Source organism: Streptomyces johnsoniae (genome assembly GCF_031845565.1).
Lineage (GTDB): Bacteria > Actinomycetota > Actinomycetes > Streptomycetales > Streptomycetaceae > Streptomyces > Streptomyces johnsoniae.
In genome coordinates this window covers 184,759-199,360 of sequence record NZ_JAVREV010000003.1, presented here as the reverse complement: position 1 = coordinate 199,360, position 14,602 = coordinate 184,759, and the positions used below count along the sequence as shown (strand labels likewise).

Sequence of the window (14,602 nt, the reverse complement as noted above, 5' to 3'; positions counted from 1 at the left end):
TCAGTCTCCGTAAACGCCCGAGCCGTATCCACCGCCGCCGTAGGCGTCGGCAGGGGTGGCGAATTGGTCCTCAGTGGCGACTCCGGCCGCAATAAGTGCGGCCTTCGTGTCGTCGTCCACCTCGTAGGTATGGCCGCCCATCCACCAGCGATAGGCGTCCCGGATCTCATCCTGATCGGGAAAGCGGACCTCCCGGAAAACCCCGGGAGGTCCCTCCAGAACCGTCACGCCCCGGGTCAGCTTGACCCTGTAGAAAAGACGGTCCGTCCACGTGACGGGCCCCTCCTCCACAGTGGGGGGCGTGTAGGACCACATCTCAGTCAGGATTGACGGAAGAGGTGGTCTCGACCCGGATGAGGCACTGGTCGCGGTATCGGCCCCAGCCGGCGACGCCATACCAACCCAGCGGGCGGAATCGGCCCAGCTTGTCCACAATAGGCCCGGCGACCGGGTGGAATTCCTCGCCCACGGCCTCCATGAGGGCCTGGCGGCCCACGTAGTAGGTCCGGAAACGCCGCACCGTATTGTCACCAGTACCGGCATCCACAGCGTTGTAGCAACGCGGGCTCTCAACGTAATAGGCGCCCTCATAGGTGCCAATCTCATTCGCCCAGATGTTGCCGACCGCGGAGTAGTTGTGCGGGTCGCGCCAAGCTGCCGCGCCCGTCTCCTCCTTCAGGTCGTGAGCGACCTGAGGGTGAATCATGCACCCGAAAAGCGCGCCGAACTTGGGCGGCGCCAGATTGGTGCGCAGCTGAGTCGTGACAAAGCGCGCCACGCCGGACGTGAAAACGTCCGTGGCCGTCATCGTGGTGGCCGCCGTGGTGGCGGTCGCGTTGGTGACATAGGTCAGCGCCCCGGCGAGGCGCTGAAGCAGGTTCGGCCCGCCGCGCAGCGTGGTCTGCACGATGGTGTCGATCGAACTCCGGGCGTTGTAGCCCAGAATGTTGGTGACCGCCGGGTCGATGTCGGTGAGCGAGAACATTCGCAGCTTGCGAGTCAGCAGAACCGGGTTGCCGTACTCGGTGAGCGTGATGGTCTTGATCTCGGGGTTGCCCAGGGCAACCGCGTCCGGGTCCACGGTTTCCGTGAGGGGAGCGGTCTGCTCCGCCAGGTCCTGGAAAATCTCCAGGTTGACCGTGTCGCCGGGGTTGGTCAGGCTGGTTGGCCGCTTGTCGGCCAGAATCCGGAAAACGGGCTCGGCCCGGAGTTCGAATTCGAAAGCCTTGTCCCACGCCGCCTGTACGGCGTTGGACATTGCTGTGGTATCGGTGTACGCGTTCGCCATGGCCTCTCACCCCTCTGGGGGTGCTCAGTTGGAGTCGGGGAGGTCAGGACCAGTCGTGAGCATTTCCCTGCGTGCGCATGAACTCGGCGTACTCCTCCGGGGTCTTCAGGCTGGCGATCTTCGCCGCCATTTCCGCATCGGAACCCGCCGGAGGCGCGGCACCTGCGCCGGCCTCAGAGAACTGCTGCATAGCCTGCTGGTCCTGCGGCTGGACGGTGGTCTGAGGAGGCCCTGCGGGCTGCTCCTGAGCCTGCTGCTCCTGGCCGCCTTCGGGGGCGGTGGGCAGCTTGGCCAGGGCGGCACCGTGGGTGCTCAGCCAGTCATCCAGCTTGTCGGGCTCGCCGGTGTAGAGCTGTGCTCCCGCCGGACTGAAGCCCTTCGCCCTGAGCGAGTCGGCCACCATTGACTTACGCTGTTCCGCCTTCAGGCGGTCGTTCTCCGCCTTCAGCTCGGAGACTTCACCAGACAGCTTGTCCATGCGGTCCCGGAACCACTTGGGTTCCTGCGACCCCTGACCTTGCTCCTGGCCTTCGGCGTAGTCGCTGTAGCCATATCCGTCGCTCATTGCTGTCTCCCGTTCGTTCTCCGCGGCCAGCTCGCCCCCGGGGGAGGGGTCTGCGCTCCGCTACCGGACTCCGTTTCGAGCGGGGCCGGTCGATCCGCTCGAATGGAAGAGTAAGTCCACTATACGAATAGTTCAAGTTCGGTTTAGGTTTGCTGGAATCCAGCACCCAGGCCAGCGCGAGCGGAGCCAGCTCGACCACTGAACGCGGCCCTCTCTTGGCTCCTGAGGCGCCGGGAGCGATTCGCCGATGCGGAGCCCGATACGAACTCGGCCTGCGCCGCCTGCTGCTGATCCCAGTCGGCCAGACCCCAGCGCTGAGCTATGCCCCGCATAGCGTCATAGCCTTCCGAGATGCGCCCCCACCCCTCCTCTGCCCGGTCGGCAGTAATGCCCATCGTGGCGTAGCCCTCGAACTCGTCCCGGTACGCCTCAAATCCCCGCCTGATGGCAGCCGCTCCGAACTGTGCGGCTGCCGCCTGCTTCTCCAGCAGGGGTGTTGCCCTGCTGCGATCCAGGAAATACGCCGTCAGATAGCTCTCGTCCACGCCGTACATCTGCTGTAGCGCCCGCTTGTACTCCGGATTCGCCTGCGTGGTCGCCTGCACGGCCATATCCACGCGCTCCTTGATCTCCGTGGGACTCACGTCCCCGGCAATCCAGTGCGTGAAATCAGCCGGGTTGTCGTAGAAGCCCTTCGGAAGACCGGCGTCCTGAAGGATCTGCCGGTAGGAGGACTCCGCAGCCAGGTACTCCGCAGGGTTCAGCACGGGCATACCCGCCTTCTGGCGGGCCTCGTTCCCCGCAAAGCGCTGCTTGTACTCCTTGGTGTCCTGAAGGAGGATGGCGATCGTGTCAGCGCTGTACCCATTCTTCGTGTACTCGTAGATCTTGCCCGCCAAGCTCCCCAGTCCGTAGGAGCTGAAAAGGGCGCTGAGGGCGCTGTAGGCGTCCCTCGCGGCTCCGGTAAGGAGTTTCCCGTACTCGCCGCTCAGCTCATACACACGGCTCTGTGCAGCCTGTTCCCGGGCCTGCGTCTGGGCCAGCCCCTTCTGGGCCGCCTCCAACCTCCGCTGGAACTCCTCCTGGCGCTTGCCTACGGTCTTCTTGACCTTGTCCTGGTAATAGTTGACCTTGCTGTTCCACTTGCCAGCCCACTGGGACTGTTCCTCGTGGATCTTCTTCTGGCGGGCGATCTCCCGCGTGTTGGTCGCAGGCGGGTTGTAGCTGATGGAATCCTGGAACTCCGGCGGTACGTACTGCGGCGTGGTCATCAGTAAGCCATCCCGAAATCTCTGAGCACCTGATGGGCAACGCCCATCATGGAATCCTGTGCGTTCTTGGTCTTACGCCACTTTGGGTCATTACGCAGGGAGTTCTCAAACTCCCACATCGGCGTGGGCAGACCGTCGTCCCGGCCGCGCATAGCCTTACTGATATGGCTGTTGCTGATGGCGTCCAGGTCCGTTTCCGGAAGCTCCAGGATTCTGGAGACAGCCTCAATGAACGGGGCCGCGAGATCCTGCACGCTCATCCCGGCCTTGATCTGACTGGCATAGGCTGCGTACCGGCCGGCGCTCTGACGCCGGATATACGTCTCATGCTCCGCAATCGTGCTCTTGCCCGAGGCGATCTTCCGCGTAGCGTTCTCATACCAACTCAGGGAATACTTCATCCCCATCTGATACGCGAGGTCATGAAGATCATCCCAGACGGCGGCTGAATCCCCCCACGCCTGACCGTGGGTGAAGCTGATTTTGCTGCCGAACCAGTTCTGCAAGCGCGCGTCGTCCCAGCCCAGAGCCAGCTTGTTATAGACCGCATCCCAAAGAGTGCCGGAGGAAATGCCCTTGACGCCCACCCGGGCGGCCAGGGACTTCATTGCCGCGTAGGCATTGTCCCGGTTCTGCTTCCACGTGGCGGGGTCCGTGTACCGCAGAGTGACGTACTCGCGCAGGGTGGATGACTGACCCCGCCACCACTTGGTATTTCGCAAAGCCGCCTGGAAGCGGTCGGGAGACCAGCTCCCGGCTACGGCCTTGTCGAACAGCCTCTTGAGTTCCTTGTTGGAGTTGACCAGGCGAAGGCTGAGCCCGAATGACTCAGCCTGCTCTGAGACAGTCATTCGCGGTGTCTCCGGGGCAGAGTAGGTAGTGGCCTGAGCCGAGGTCTGTGCAGCCCCCGGATTGATCCCGGAGGCGATCCTGAGAACCGAGTCCACATAGCCCTTGATGGACGGTCCGCCACTCTGCGCGCGAGTGGACATGTGGAGGTTCGGGTTTCCCGAGTACCACGCACTGGCGGCGCCGCGGGCGCCGTACTTGTTCCAATAGGAACGCAGCTTCCCGCGGGCAACGGCCTCCTGGGCCTGCGGGTTGTTCAAGAACTGCTGAGCGCTCAGGCGCTTCCCGTAATACTGCTGGGTCCAGGGACCGATATTAGGGGCCAGCACTTGATATTTGCCGTAGGCCCGGCCGTACCTGGTCTGCGGCCCCACGGCCGAATAACGATTGCCGCTCTCCTGCTGGGCTATCGCCGCAAAAAACTGCTCAAAGGTGACGGCCATTATGCCTGCCTGGCGATAAGACCCATGTCGGCCAGCACCTGTTGGCCCACAGCCATAGCGTTATCCTGCGCCGTCTGCGTCTTTCCCCACCTGGGGTCATTCCGCAGAGTCTGTTGGAAGTCGGCGAGAGTCATCGGGGTGGGGCCGCCGGAGGAGCCCATCCGGTTGATGGCATCCCGGATCTGCGGAGTGTAGAGATCCACGTCCGTGTCAGGGAGTTCCAACTCCTCCGCCATCATCTGAATGTAGGGAGAGGCGAGGTCCCTCACGGACTCGCCGGCCTCTATCTGCCGGGTGAATCCCGGATACGTCCCGGTCGCCTGCTGACGCAGAGTCGTCTGTACTTCCTCCATGGTCGAGACGCCACGGATGATGTACTGGGCGTAGTTCTTCACCTGCTGCTCACTGACCTTAATTCCCAGCTCGTAGGCGAGGCCGGTGATTTCCTTGGCCGCGGTACCGGCCATGCCGCCAAGGGTGTGCTTGTCGGTGAAGTCGATGTACTTCCCGAGGAAATTGTTGATCTGCGCCTCGTTCCATCCGAAGTGGACGACATTGCGCGCCAGCTCGTTGAGCTGCGTACCGGTGAGAATGGCGCCCGCCTGGACGGCTGCCGCCCTCAGGGCCTCGCGCTGCGCCTCCATTGAGGCTCTATAGGAAGCAGGGTCCGAGGCTGCCAGCACCTGCGCCTCCCGGCTGGTTTTGCTGGACTCTCGCCACCACTTGGTGTTCTTCAGGCTCGCCTGGAAGCGGGTCGCCGTCCACTGGCCGGCGGTCGCCTCCCGCAGCAGCCCCTTCAGCTCCGGCTGAGAGTCAAAGAATGCATACGACATGCCGTAGCGCTCGGCCAGCTCCGTGGCCTCCAGGATGGGCGCAGGAGCGCTGTCGGCGCCGCCGCCCGACACAGACCCCGCACCGCCTCCGGATACGCCCGAGACGCGCCTACCGGCCATGAAACGATCCGAATAGTAACTATCCCCGAGAGATGAAATTTTGACCACGTCACCCGTGCGCGGGGCATGGATGAATTTCCCCCCGCCGATGTAGATACCGACGTGATCCGGGCCGACCTTCTTGCGGTCCGTATCGAAGAATACGAGATCGCCCGCCGTCAACTTGTTGAGCGGCACCGAGCTGCCAACATTGATCTGCTGATAGGTGACTCGGGGGAGCTGAATTCCATGGGCGGCGAACGCCTGCTGCACGAGCCCCGAACAGTCCACGCCGCGGGTCAGGTTGTTCCCCCCCCAGCGGTATGGGGTGCCCAGCGCGGTTCTCGCCGTCTGGATGATCGCATCCGCGGAGGCGGCCATCACGCCCCCAGCTGCGGAGCGCCGAAGACCGCGTTCTCCAGGGCGTTGGCGTAGGTCGTAGCGGCCTGGACGTCCGCGTATTCCTGCGTGCCCTTGACGCGCTCCTCCGCCAGGTACTGGCGGCCGGCGGCATCAATGCCGCCACTCGTGGCGGCATCCGAGCCGATGATTTCCCCGGTGATGGGGTCGTGCTCCGTGGTGGTGGTGCGAGTGACCGGAGCGGCTTGCTCGGCCTGCTGGAGGGCCGATGCCCAGGCGGTGAGTTCCCCTTCGCCAGGGTCCCTCCCCATGAGCTGCTGGAAAGTCGCGACAGCGACAGCTTTGGCCGTTGCCGGGTCCGTCAAGTTCACGGCCGTGTCGGTCTGCGTTTTGAATTGCGGGCCGATGTATCGGCGCTCGCCGGTCACCGCATTGACCTCGAAATCCGGGTTGCTCGGGTCCTTGCGCCACGCGGTCTCCGCGGTGCCGCTCTGCCGGACGTACCCGGCGAGAACATCCCAGGGGGTCACCTTGCGGTCTCGGGCGCCATAGAAGGCCGCCTGACCCACCAGCTGCTCCCACAGGCGGGCACCCTCCATCTCTCCGCCATCAGCCGGCAGCAGGCCGGACAACTTGCCCTGGGCAATGAAGTCCTGACGAGTCTTGGATTCCCACTCGTAGAACTCCAGAATGGCATCCTCGCCTGTGATCCAGCGGTCTCGCTGGGCGCCACCGCGAATGTCCACATTTCGGGGGTCGCTCTGGGAGTAGGCCGTCCGGCCCATGTAGACCATGCCGGGATATGCGGACTCGGTCCCCTGCGGCTGGCTCTGGAAGGAGCGGAAGGAGTCCACCACCGCCTGTTGCTCAGGACTGAGGACGCCAACACTGCCACCGCCGCCCGATCCTCGAAGGGCCATCAGACTGCCACCTCTCCCCGCCCCAGGGCCATTTCATCTTCGACATCTATCCCGAGGTCCCTCGACAAGTACCGGGAGTGGAGATCACCGAAATTCGTGTCGGACTCCACGAGCTGGCCGACGAAGGCCGACCACGCACGACGTAGCTGCGTGTTCCCCCGCGCCCCGAGGGTGGAGAACTCGCGGGTCGCCAGTGTCTCCTGGAGGGCCCTGCGGCCCGCGAGATACGTCTGGAGGGTCCTCAGGTCATTCCGCTCCGGATCGCGCTCCAGCATCTGTGTAGAGACGCGCTCAAGGGCCGGAATCAGCCTCTCGTACTTCCTGCTGTCGAAGCTGAACCAGTCCTGACTGAACTGCTCGTTGTAGAACGGGTTCTCTGAGCCGTCCGGCAGGACGGGTTCGGCGAGCATGGCCACAACGGCCTTGCGCGTGCCCGCCAGATCCTCCGCTCCCGGCTCGTCCAGGGAGGCCAAGCTCCGGTTCACCAGCTCGGCATTGATACCGTTCATGAACGCCGTGTATTGGGCCCATCCCAGGCGCCTGCGATTCTCGTCCATTGCCTCCCGGGCGGTGAGGCGTCGCCTCTGAGACTCGGCGTCGCCCGGCTCCAGCGGCGTGTTCAGCTGGTAGGAGTACGCCTCGGGACTGAAAGGTCCCTGCCCCTCGGGGCCGATGATGAGACTGCCCAGCTCGGGGTTCTCGGCAAGGATGTCCGCATACTGCTGGCTCAGCTCCACGCCCGCCCGGGTGGCGGGTACGCCGGCCTCGTGCTTGCTCATGCTCTGGGCAAAGATGAAATACTCCTCGCCGAACCTGTTCAAGAATTCGAGATCTGCTGTCTCGGGATTCTGCCTCTGGAGGTTCCGGAACTGCTGACGGTAGAACTCGTAGGCGTCACGGCGCTGTGTGGCCATCGGCTGAATGAAGCTAGATGCCGCCGAGAACATCCAGTAGTTGCGCGTCTGATCGGCTATCTCCTGCGCCGAAGGCATGGGTTTACCGGTCTGCTCGTGCTCGAAAATCGCACGCTGGGTGATCTGCATTTTGATCTGCTGGTAGCGGTAATCGCTCGTGTCGAATGCAGTCAGGAAGTTCCTCACCGTTGACGGTGCCGCCGACTGCACGACTCGCATAACCGGGTTGCTCGCGGTGTTGGGTCCGAAAGGCAGGACGCCTAGATGCCGCGCCAGCTCGGCGTCACTCGGCTTGTCCTTCACGAACTCATTCACCGGGATCTGCACAATCGGGCCTACGCCGGGGTTGTACCAGGGGTCCCCCTGCGTAACCTGGTTGATTGAGTTCTGGCTCAGGCGGAAGTTACCCGAGCTGCGCTCAACTCCAAGGGCTACTCCGAGGTCGGAGCCCGCTAGCCACTCGGGCATCCGGCCGACAATCCAGCGGTCGCCCTTCGGGGCCAGCTTCCGTTCACCCGTGACCGGGTCCACGTAGGTCCCATCGGGGAAGATCTCATCCCCATTGGAAGTCTGAAGGTGCCCCGTGTACGCCGGGGCGTTGTAGAACTTGGCCGCATAACCCACGATCTCCGGCTTGTCGCCGATGATGCGCGCCCAGCGCTGGAAAGACTCCGCCGTGGCGGAGAAGAAGGGACTGATGAACCTGAGCGCCGCTGCCGCGTCCGTCTGGTGAGAGATGTCGAATGTCATGCGCCTCATGTCCCGATGCGCAATACGTCGTGCCGTCTCCGCAACTCGCTCCACCTCCTCCACCGTCGAAGGCCGAGCACCCTGGCGAGTGCGCTGGGAGACGATCTGTCGTAGGTGCCCCTCATAGAGCTGATTGAAGAGGGGGTGACGGCTCATGGTCTTCGCCGGGATATTGACCGCCATGTCATACCAGCGCTGCATGATGCGATTCATGGCCTGGTAGCCCTCTACACCGGCCCGCCCGAGCTGGCCCATGTGTACATCGGGCCGCGCCAACGGCTCCATGGAGTCCCGCAGGAACTGCTGGCTGACGCCCTCCGGAGTCAGCGCCTGCTGGCGGATCTCCGGCAGCGGCAGATATTCGTCCACCTCGAAACGCGAGCGGGCAACGATATCCTCAGGCGTAGTTACGCTGCCGACGCCGAGACGGCGCCAGTACGTCTGCCCCTCCGGACTATTCTTCAGCCAGCGGACCACGTCCGCATCCGGCGTGCCGGCCACCAGCATGCGCTGCATCTGGTCGCCAGCGATCTGAGCATTGATCGCGTGGGCCCACGCGTCTGCGTGCGTTACCTCGTCATCGACGGCGGAGATCGGCCGGGCCCCGTTATCGAATGACCTCGTCAAATTCGCATGTATCAGCTGGCGATTGGTTTTGAACAACTTGTCGTATGCCTGGCCGGGTGAGATGCGCTGCATCCAGTATTCTCCGCGCTGGCTTCCCGCCAGCGCGGCCGGGTACTGGATGCCATCAATCGTGACCGTCTGACCGCCCTGGAAACGCTTCGCCTGGCGGGCCGCCAGGTCGTCTGCGTCTCGGAGCGCGAGGCCGCGCAGGTCCTCCAGCTGGCGCATGCGCCCGCGGAGATCGATGAGCGGCTGTATGTCAGCGGCCGGAAGCCCCGCCTGCATCGCCCGCTCTGCGGCATCCATCTGCCCTTTAAGGCGCGCCGCAGTTCTGGTAAGTCCGGCACGTACGCGCGGGTCTGCGTTAGCGGGGAGGGCTCGAAGCTTTCGCTCTGCCCTGTAATGTCTGTCGCTTGCGCGGATGTGCGCCCTGTCCAGCGCCCTCTGGCGGCGATTGAGCGTGATCAGCAACCGGTTCTCCTGGGGGCGCAGAAGACCTAGCTCCTCATCCGCGTACTGTACCTCTGCTCGGCGCATTCGCTCGGACGCGGCATCCAGCCCGCGTGTGCTGCGATGCACGGCGTTGGTGACAGTATTCTTCGCGCCGTACCCAATGCGCATGGCCATGCTGACCGTGCCCAGCGCCGCCCACTGGGAAGCGATGTCATCGCCCAGCGTCCTCGGGATGTACCCCAGCCTCAAGAGCGTCGCAAATTTCCAGTACTGGTTCAGGCTCTCGCCCGCCGCGGCAGTCCAGTCCCGTGCGCCGCCAGCTGATTCCCGAAGCGCGCGGAAGCGGGAGGCGTTCCGCCGGACCAGCCGGTCAAACTGGTCCAGGTCATCCAGGATGTAGTTGTTGACGAGTCGGGAAACCGTGTGCGGACGGGGATCAATGAGGACCCCGTTGCCGTCCTCAAAAACATCCACGCGAATAGGCTGCTGGCCGGGTCGATCCATCTGCGCCGTGCTGTACTGGCGCAGGTTATCCACCACCGCGCCACGCCTAGCGCGAGTCGCCTCCCACAGCTCCTCGCCGGCCTGTTGCGTCAAGCCGTGCTTCTCTGCGATGCGGGCCATTGCTGCCCGCTGGAGTTCGTCCAGGAACTGACGGCGCTCGCCTTCGGTGGCCGTCTTCAAGTACCGGTTCAGGAGGTTCTGGCGCTGACCGCCGGTCAGGCCGGGAATGCGCGCCAGCTGGCCACGCAGCTCGGCTACGTTATCCGTGCTGAAAGCGGCGCCGTTGTCCAGCTCCAGGTACCCGTTGGGCTTGACATTCTTGAGCATCCGGACCATGGTCACCGGCAGCGAAAATGCGTCGCCAATGCCCCAAAGCCGAGTCTTGACCAGCCCGGTATCAACCACCTTCTCACCGGTCACCCGCCCCCAGTTGCCGCCGTTTGGGGCGACAGTGGGTGTGATCCTGCGACGGAATTCACGTCCGGCCTGGGCGTTCGCCGCAGCGCCCCGGGCGGCGCCGGTGCTGTATTGCCTCTGAGCCTCTGTGCGGGCCCTGGCGGCCCTGTACTGCCCCCGGGAGAGGTGCAGTCGGTCTATCTCGTCAGCATGCTCCAGAATGGCGTTGTAGCGCGTCACTAGTGCGTCGTCCGCGTTGATTGCCGTATTGAGGCGGTCAACCTCCTGCCGCACAACTGCCTGACTGTTCGTCGGCATCCTCGGGGACCAGTTCGCCAGGTTGTTTTCCAGCACGGAGACCCGAGAGCGGTAGCCCTCCAGACGCTGACGCGCCAGGGCATTGGACTGCATCAGCCGTTCCTGCGCGGCTACGTCCCCCAGGCCCACGCGGATAAAGTCCCGCACCTCGTCCGAGCTGGTCAGGATGCTGTTGACGGCGCCCAGGCGCGGCCCCATGGACGAACGCAGCGCCATATCCGTGTTGTTGACCAGCGCGGGATTATCGCGGTTGGCCGTAAGGAAATCGACCAGCTGGTTCATGCGGGAGTTGTTGACCAAGTCATCGATCTGCCCCGGGGACCAACCGCCCCCCGGGCGGACCTTCACGCTCCTCGCCGCACGAGCGGCGGAGATTCCCTTGCCGCCGATCACCAGCGGATCGGCGAACCAGCGGACGGCAAAATCTGTAGTGCCACTGAAGTAGCGGTAACCCAGAGACTGCTGGCGCAGCTGCGCAATGAAAGCATTGCCGCCCATGGGGTCAACTGGCATGCCCATTTCGGCCAACGCCTGCTGCTGCTCCTCGGGGGACAGGTCAGCCCAGCCGGGCATCTGCTCCACGCCCGGGGGGGCGTAGCGGAGGAGCGGAGAATCCACCGCCTGCTGAGCATTGCCGGTGTCGCCAAAAAGATGCGGAGCCGCAAGGCCCATGGGGGTCATGGTGGATGCCATTCCCCAGAGCTGCCCCAGGGCCCCCCTCTCCGCCCACGGGAGCTGGAACGCTTGACCGGGGGAAATGAACTCTGATGCCCTCCAGGTGCGCGCCCATTCGGATGGAGAGAGAAGCTGTCCGGGGCGCTGAATCATCAGCACGCCCGTGCTGATGGGCTGGGAGATGGCGTTGTCGTAGACCCATTCGTACCCCTGGAAGAACCGCTCAGTGGAGCGGTTCACGATACCGCCGAGCGGAGAATCCCTGGACTCGTCCACCTCGCCCGAAGGGTCGAATTCCACATGGAACGGGTTGATAAACCGGTCCACAACGTTCAGACCACGGGTGGTGGCCTCCAACCCACCGCCCAGGATGTCGCCGGCCTCGCCCGCAGCGTCGCCGAGGGCATCCAGGGTATCCGTCAGCCAGTTCCCCATCAGATCAGCCCCGGCTGAGGGTAGACGTCAATCTCCTCGGGGGTGCGGATGGCGCTGTAGGCCAGAGAGTAACCGGCCTGATCCGCCGGGGGGCCGTTCAGCGCCATGTCCACCGCCAGGGCGGGGGCGTCAGGAAAAGCCGTGTAGAAATTGCCGATCTCGGCAAACCAGGTCTCCATCACGCTCCCGGCGTTACGCGGCTCTTGATGTAACGGACCATATTCCGTGTCGCCCGGCTGGCACCCGGGACATTCGCCATGCGCTCCAGCGCGGGCAAATAGGAAATCAACTTCTGCATGTCCTCATTGGGCTGCGGGCTGAGGTTCAGGGCCTCAGGGCCGGGGCCTGCCCCCGCGGCGGCCCCGGCGGTCACGGGTGTGCCCGGCTGGGCGGTGGGCTCACCAAAGCCCACGAGCGCGGACAGGTCGATACCCGGACCGGCGTCCCCGCCGGGGGTTTCCGACATGGGCGCAGCCTGCTGCATGCGCTGACTCTCCACGCCAGAGCCGTAGGAGCCTCCCGTGGGGACGCGCACCGGCTGCCCCCCCTGGGGGCCGTCAGTACGCTGAGAGAGGGGGCCAGGGCCGCTGACCGGTGCCCCTCGTTCGGGCTGCCGGTAGCCACCCCGGCCAGGGGCCGGGGTGGTCATCAGTGAACCGGGTTGCTGTTCGCCGGCGCAGCCGCCGGGACCGGCTCCAGGAAGCTGGTCCAGCTCTGGCCGATGTTGTCGGCCGCAGCGCTGCGCGGGTTGTCGTGGCTCACGCTCTCCAGCGGCATGGCCATGGTGCTGGCCAGCGGCTCGCCCTGAAGGGACTCCTGCGGCCGGGCCGCTCCGTCATGGAAACCGTCTCCGAGGTGGCTCATCTCTTTGCCTTTCGGGTTGTCGTGTGGTTTACGCAGTACTTGGCGGGCCGAGGCCCCCTGCTGACTAGCCGGGGAGCGGTGCAGCCATCCTTGGCGCAGGGCTCCCGATCAGGCTCTTTCTCGGGGCCGGGAGGGGGCTTTGCCCGCTCGGGGCAACCGACGTGGTGTCCCTGGTGACCGTTCTCGGCGCGCTTGCCGCACCTCGCGCAGCTCATGCGGGGACCCTTCTGGATACAGAGGCGGACAGTTCAGGAGAGCCGCCGGACGTCAGCCCAGCTAGGAGCTGCATCATGTCCGGCTGTCCGCCAGGGCCAAGCTGGGCCTGGCCGGGCGCGGTGCCCGGGAGGCCGGGAGGTCCATTCGGGGCGGGAGGACCGCCGCCGAGTACGGCGGCTAGCGGATCCGCCTGGGCGGCCTCCTCTTCCTTGGGCTCGAAGGCGCGGAGGTATGCCTCATGGAAGGGGAGGCGCTGGCGAAGCTTGATCAGCTCCGCCGTCTGGCGCAACACCTGTGTGGGGTCCATGCCCTGCTGCATCATCATGCCGAGGCTCGCCAGCATGGCCGCTAGGCCCTGCTTCAGGGAGTCCTCAACCAGCTCGTTATCCACCTGGCGCTGGAGCTCGGCAACATCCACGTCCATCGGCAGCTGGCGCTGCACGAAGTCCCGCGGCACGAGCTGGTCCCCACGGAGCTGGAGCAAAAACACCAACGCGTTGTGCTGGTTCATCCCCGAGGCGAAGCCGTACGAACAGGAGACGCGGTAGCTGCCCGCGATGTCCTTACTCGGCGTGTACTTCTCCTCGAATGGCGTGCCGTTGATGACGCCAGAGATCTGCTTCTCGGCGTTCGGCCAGAACTTCTCGTCCATCTCGAAGGCGAGTTCTAGCGCCTGCTCAAGGGCATAGCCAATCATCAGTTGGCCGGTGGCGATCTGGGTGTCATAGCCGGCGCCCAGGGCTTCCACACCCTTGCCGGTGATGATGCTGGCGTCAATGTCGCCGGAGGCTGCGCGGGGGGTCCGGGTTCCGCGCTGGACCTCTTCAGCCAAGAGGCTCTGCTGTTGCCATGCCGCGGTGGGCATGTCCTGCCCCACCCGGATGACGTCCCGGGGTGACCGGGTGCGGATCACCGCGTCGTCGCCGAAGCTGATCTTCGTGACGTCCTCGGGCACCGCAAGCGGCGCCCGCACTGACTTCTGCGTGGCCTCCAGGCCATACATGGCCATCTTGCTCTGGGCCAGGTGCGGATAGATGACGTCGTCATACTGACCGCGTTCCTGGTCATCCCACTTCGGCTTCTCGGCAATGGCGACCATCACCTTACCGAGAGGGTTTGGTGCCTGGAGAAGAACGTGGTCCCGGCGCTCGGGCATGTAGAGGACCCGCGTTTCCGCATCCTCATACCTCACCACCTCAAGCAGCGCATCCGGAGAGCATGCCTTGTTGAACGTATCCGCGCCGAAAATGGCGCCTGCATGCTCGGGATATTTCGCCGCCAACTTGCCAGCCGCCTCGCGGTATACCTTCACGTAGGTGCGGACAGCGCCCCACCGATCGCATTCGGTGTAGGTGCCCATCGGGTTCTCAATGCGGAACCGCGGCCGACCACGCTTGAAATCCGGCTCCACAATGATAGGCATACTGGCGTAGGTGATGTACCAGTCTGCGCCGGTGGGCAGCTGCTTCCGGAGGCCGGAGTCGATGACGTAGGAGTACGCAATCTTCGTGCGCTTGGCGACGCGACGCTTCGCAACATCAGTGTTCGCGGTCCCGGAGGCGCAGTTGATAGATGGCAGAGCCGCCAGGTTCTCCGCCAGTTGCCGTGCGGCGTTGTCAATCGCGTTGGCCGTGATCGGCCGCGGCCACGCATCCGGCAGCGAGCCAGGGGCGATGTTGTCAATGCGCTGGGCGCGGGCGTCGGTCACGAGCTGGTGACGCGCGTCCCGCTCGGAGTATTCGCGCCGGAGACTATCCACCCTCTTGGCTATGTGCTTGATGCTGCCGTATCCGTCCATGTCACCTCCCAGACTTCAAGCGCA

The 14,602-nt window shown here is 64.5% G+C and carries 12 protein-coding genes; all 12 read right to left on the bottom strand.

The genetic code is table 11. The features are described 5' to 3' along the window. Positions 1-315, bottom strand: a complete 315-nt coding sequence (locus RM779_RS06890; protein WP_311616757.1) for a hypothetical protein — start codon at positions 313-315, stop codon at positions 1-3. 1 nt (position 316) lies between these two features. Beyond that, positions 317-1,288, bottom strand: coding sequence for a N4-gp56 family major capsid protein (locus RM779_RS06885; RefSeq protein ID WP_311616756.1), 972 nt, complete (start codon positions 1,286-1,288; stop codon positions 317-319). Between the two features lie 43 nt (positions 1,289-1,331). Continuing rightward, a complete protein-coding gene (locus RM779_RS06880; RefSeq protein ID WP_311616755.1) occupies positions 1,332-1,853 on the bottom strand; it encodes a hypothetical protein in 522 nt (173 codons plus the stop codon). Between the two features lie 143 nt (positions 1,854-1,996). Then, positions 1,997-3,124, bottom strand: coding sequence for a hypothetical protein (locus tag RM779_RS06875; protein WP_311616754.1), 1,128 nt, complete (start codon positions 3,122-3,124; stop codon positions 1,997-1,999). Beyond that, positions 3,124-4,416, bottom strand: coding sequence for a hypothetical protein (locus tag RM779_RS06870; RefSeq protein WP_311616753.1), 1,293 nt, complete (start codon positions 4,414-4,416; stop codon positions 3,124-3,126). The genes RM779_RS06875 and RM779_RS06870 overlap by 1 nt, the downstream gene beginning before the upstream one ends. Beyond that, complete coding sequence (locus RM779_RS06865; protein WP_311616752.1) at positions 4,416-5,729, bottom strand: C40 family peptidase; 1,314 nt, start codon at positions 5,727-5,729, stop codon at positions 4,416-4,418. Before RM779_RS06865 ends, RM779_RS06870 begins: the two co-directional genes overlap by 1 nt. Then, positions 5,729-6,628 carry a hypothetical protein gene (locus RM779_RS06860; protein WP_311616751.1) on the bottom strand — a complete coding sequence of 300 codons (900 nt, stop codon included), beginning with the start codon at positions 6,626-6,628 and terminating at the stop codon, positions 5,729-5,731. The genes RM779_RS06865 and RM779_RS06860 overlap by 1 nt, the downstream gene beginning before the upstream one ends. Beyond that, a complete protein-coding gene (locus tag RM779_RS06855; RefSeq protein WP_311616750.1) occupies positions 6,628-11,700 on the bottom strand; it encodes a hypothetical protein in 5,073 nt (1,690 codons plus the stop codon). Before RM779_RS06855 ends, RM779_RS06860 begins: the two co-directional genes overlap by 1 nt. Next, entirely contained in the window at positions 11,700-11,882 is a 183-nt protein-coding gene (locus RM779_RS06850) for a hypothetical protein (protein ID WP_311616749.1), read from the bottom strand. Before RM779_RS06850 ends, RM779_RS06855 begins: the two co-directional genes overlap by 1 nt. Then, positions 11,879-12,166, bottom strand: a complete 288-nt coding sequence (locus tag RM779_RS06845) for a hypothetical protein (RefSeq protein ID WP_311616748.1) — start codon at positions 12,164-12,166, stop codon at positions 11,879-11,881. Before RM779_RS06845 ends, RM779_RS06850 begins: the two co-directional genes overlap by 4 nt. A 182-nt stretch (positions 12,167-12,348) precedes the next feature. After that, on the bottom strand, positions 12,349-12,564 hold the full coding sequence (locus RM779_RS06840; protein WP_311616747.1) for a hypothetical protein: 216 nt from the start codon (positions 12,562-12,564) through the stop codon (positions 12,349-12,351). Positions 12,565-12,775: 211 nt separating this feature from the next. Further along, the gene (locus RM779_RS06835; RefSeq protein ID WP_311616746.1) at positions 12,776-14,578 is read right to left on the bottom strand and encodes a hypothetical protein; all 1,803 of its coding nucleotides are present in this window, start codon (positions 14,576-14,578) and stop codon (positions 12,776-12,778) included. Between the last annotated feature and the right edge of the window lie 24 nt (positions 14,579-14,602).

Bases quoted from the DNA above. Each gene is read 5' to 3' on its own strand.
- RM779_RS06835 (WP_311616746.1), bottom strand. From the start codon at position 14,578: ATGGACGGATACGGCAGCATCAAGCACATAGCCAAGAGGGTGGATAGT.
- RM779_RS06865 (WP_311616752.1), bottom strand. From the start codon at position 5,729: ATGGCCGCCTCCGCGGATGCGATCATCCAGACGGCGAGAACCGCGCTG.
- RM779_RS06845 (WP_311616748.1), bottom strand. From the start codon at position 12,166: ATGTCGGAAACCCCCGGCGGGGACGCCGGTCCGGGTATCGACCTGTCC.
- RM779_RS06855 (WP_311616750.1), bottom strand. From the start codon at position 11,700: ATGGGGAACTGGCTGACGGATACCCTGGATGCCCTCGGCGACGCTGCG.
- RM779_RS06880 (WP_311616755.1), bottom strand. From the start codon at position 1,853: ATGAGCGACGGATATGGCTACAGCGACTACGCCGAAGGCCAGGAGCAA.
- RM779_RS06840 (WP_311616747.1), bottom strand. From the start codon at position 12,564: ATGAGCCACCTCGGAGACGGTTTCCATGACGGAGCGGCCCGGCCGCAG.
- RM779_RS06860 (WP_311616751.1), bottom strand. From the start codon at position 6,628: ATGGCCCTTCGAGGATCGGGCGGCGGTGGCAGTGTTGGCGTCCTCAGT.
- RM779_RS06885 (WP_311616756.1), bottom strand. From the start codon at position 1,288: ATGGCGAACGCGTACACCGATACCACAGCAATGTCCAACGCCGTACAG.
- RM779_RS06875 (WP_311616754.1), bottom strand. From the start codon at position 3,124: ATGACCACGCCGCAGTACGTACCGCCGGAGTTCCAGGATTCCATCAGC.
- RM779_RS06890 (WP_311616757.1), bottom strand. From the start codon at position 315: ATGTGGTCCTACACGCCCCCCACTGTGGAGGAGGGGCCCGTCACGTGG.
- RM779_RS06870 (WP_311616753.1), bottom strand. From the start codon at position 4,416: ATGGCCGTCACCTTTGAGCAGTTTTTTGCGGCGATAGCCCAGCAGGAG.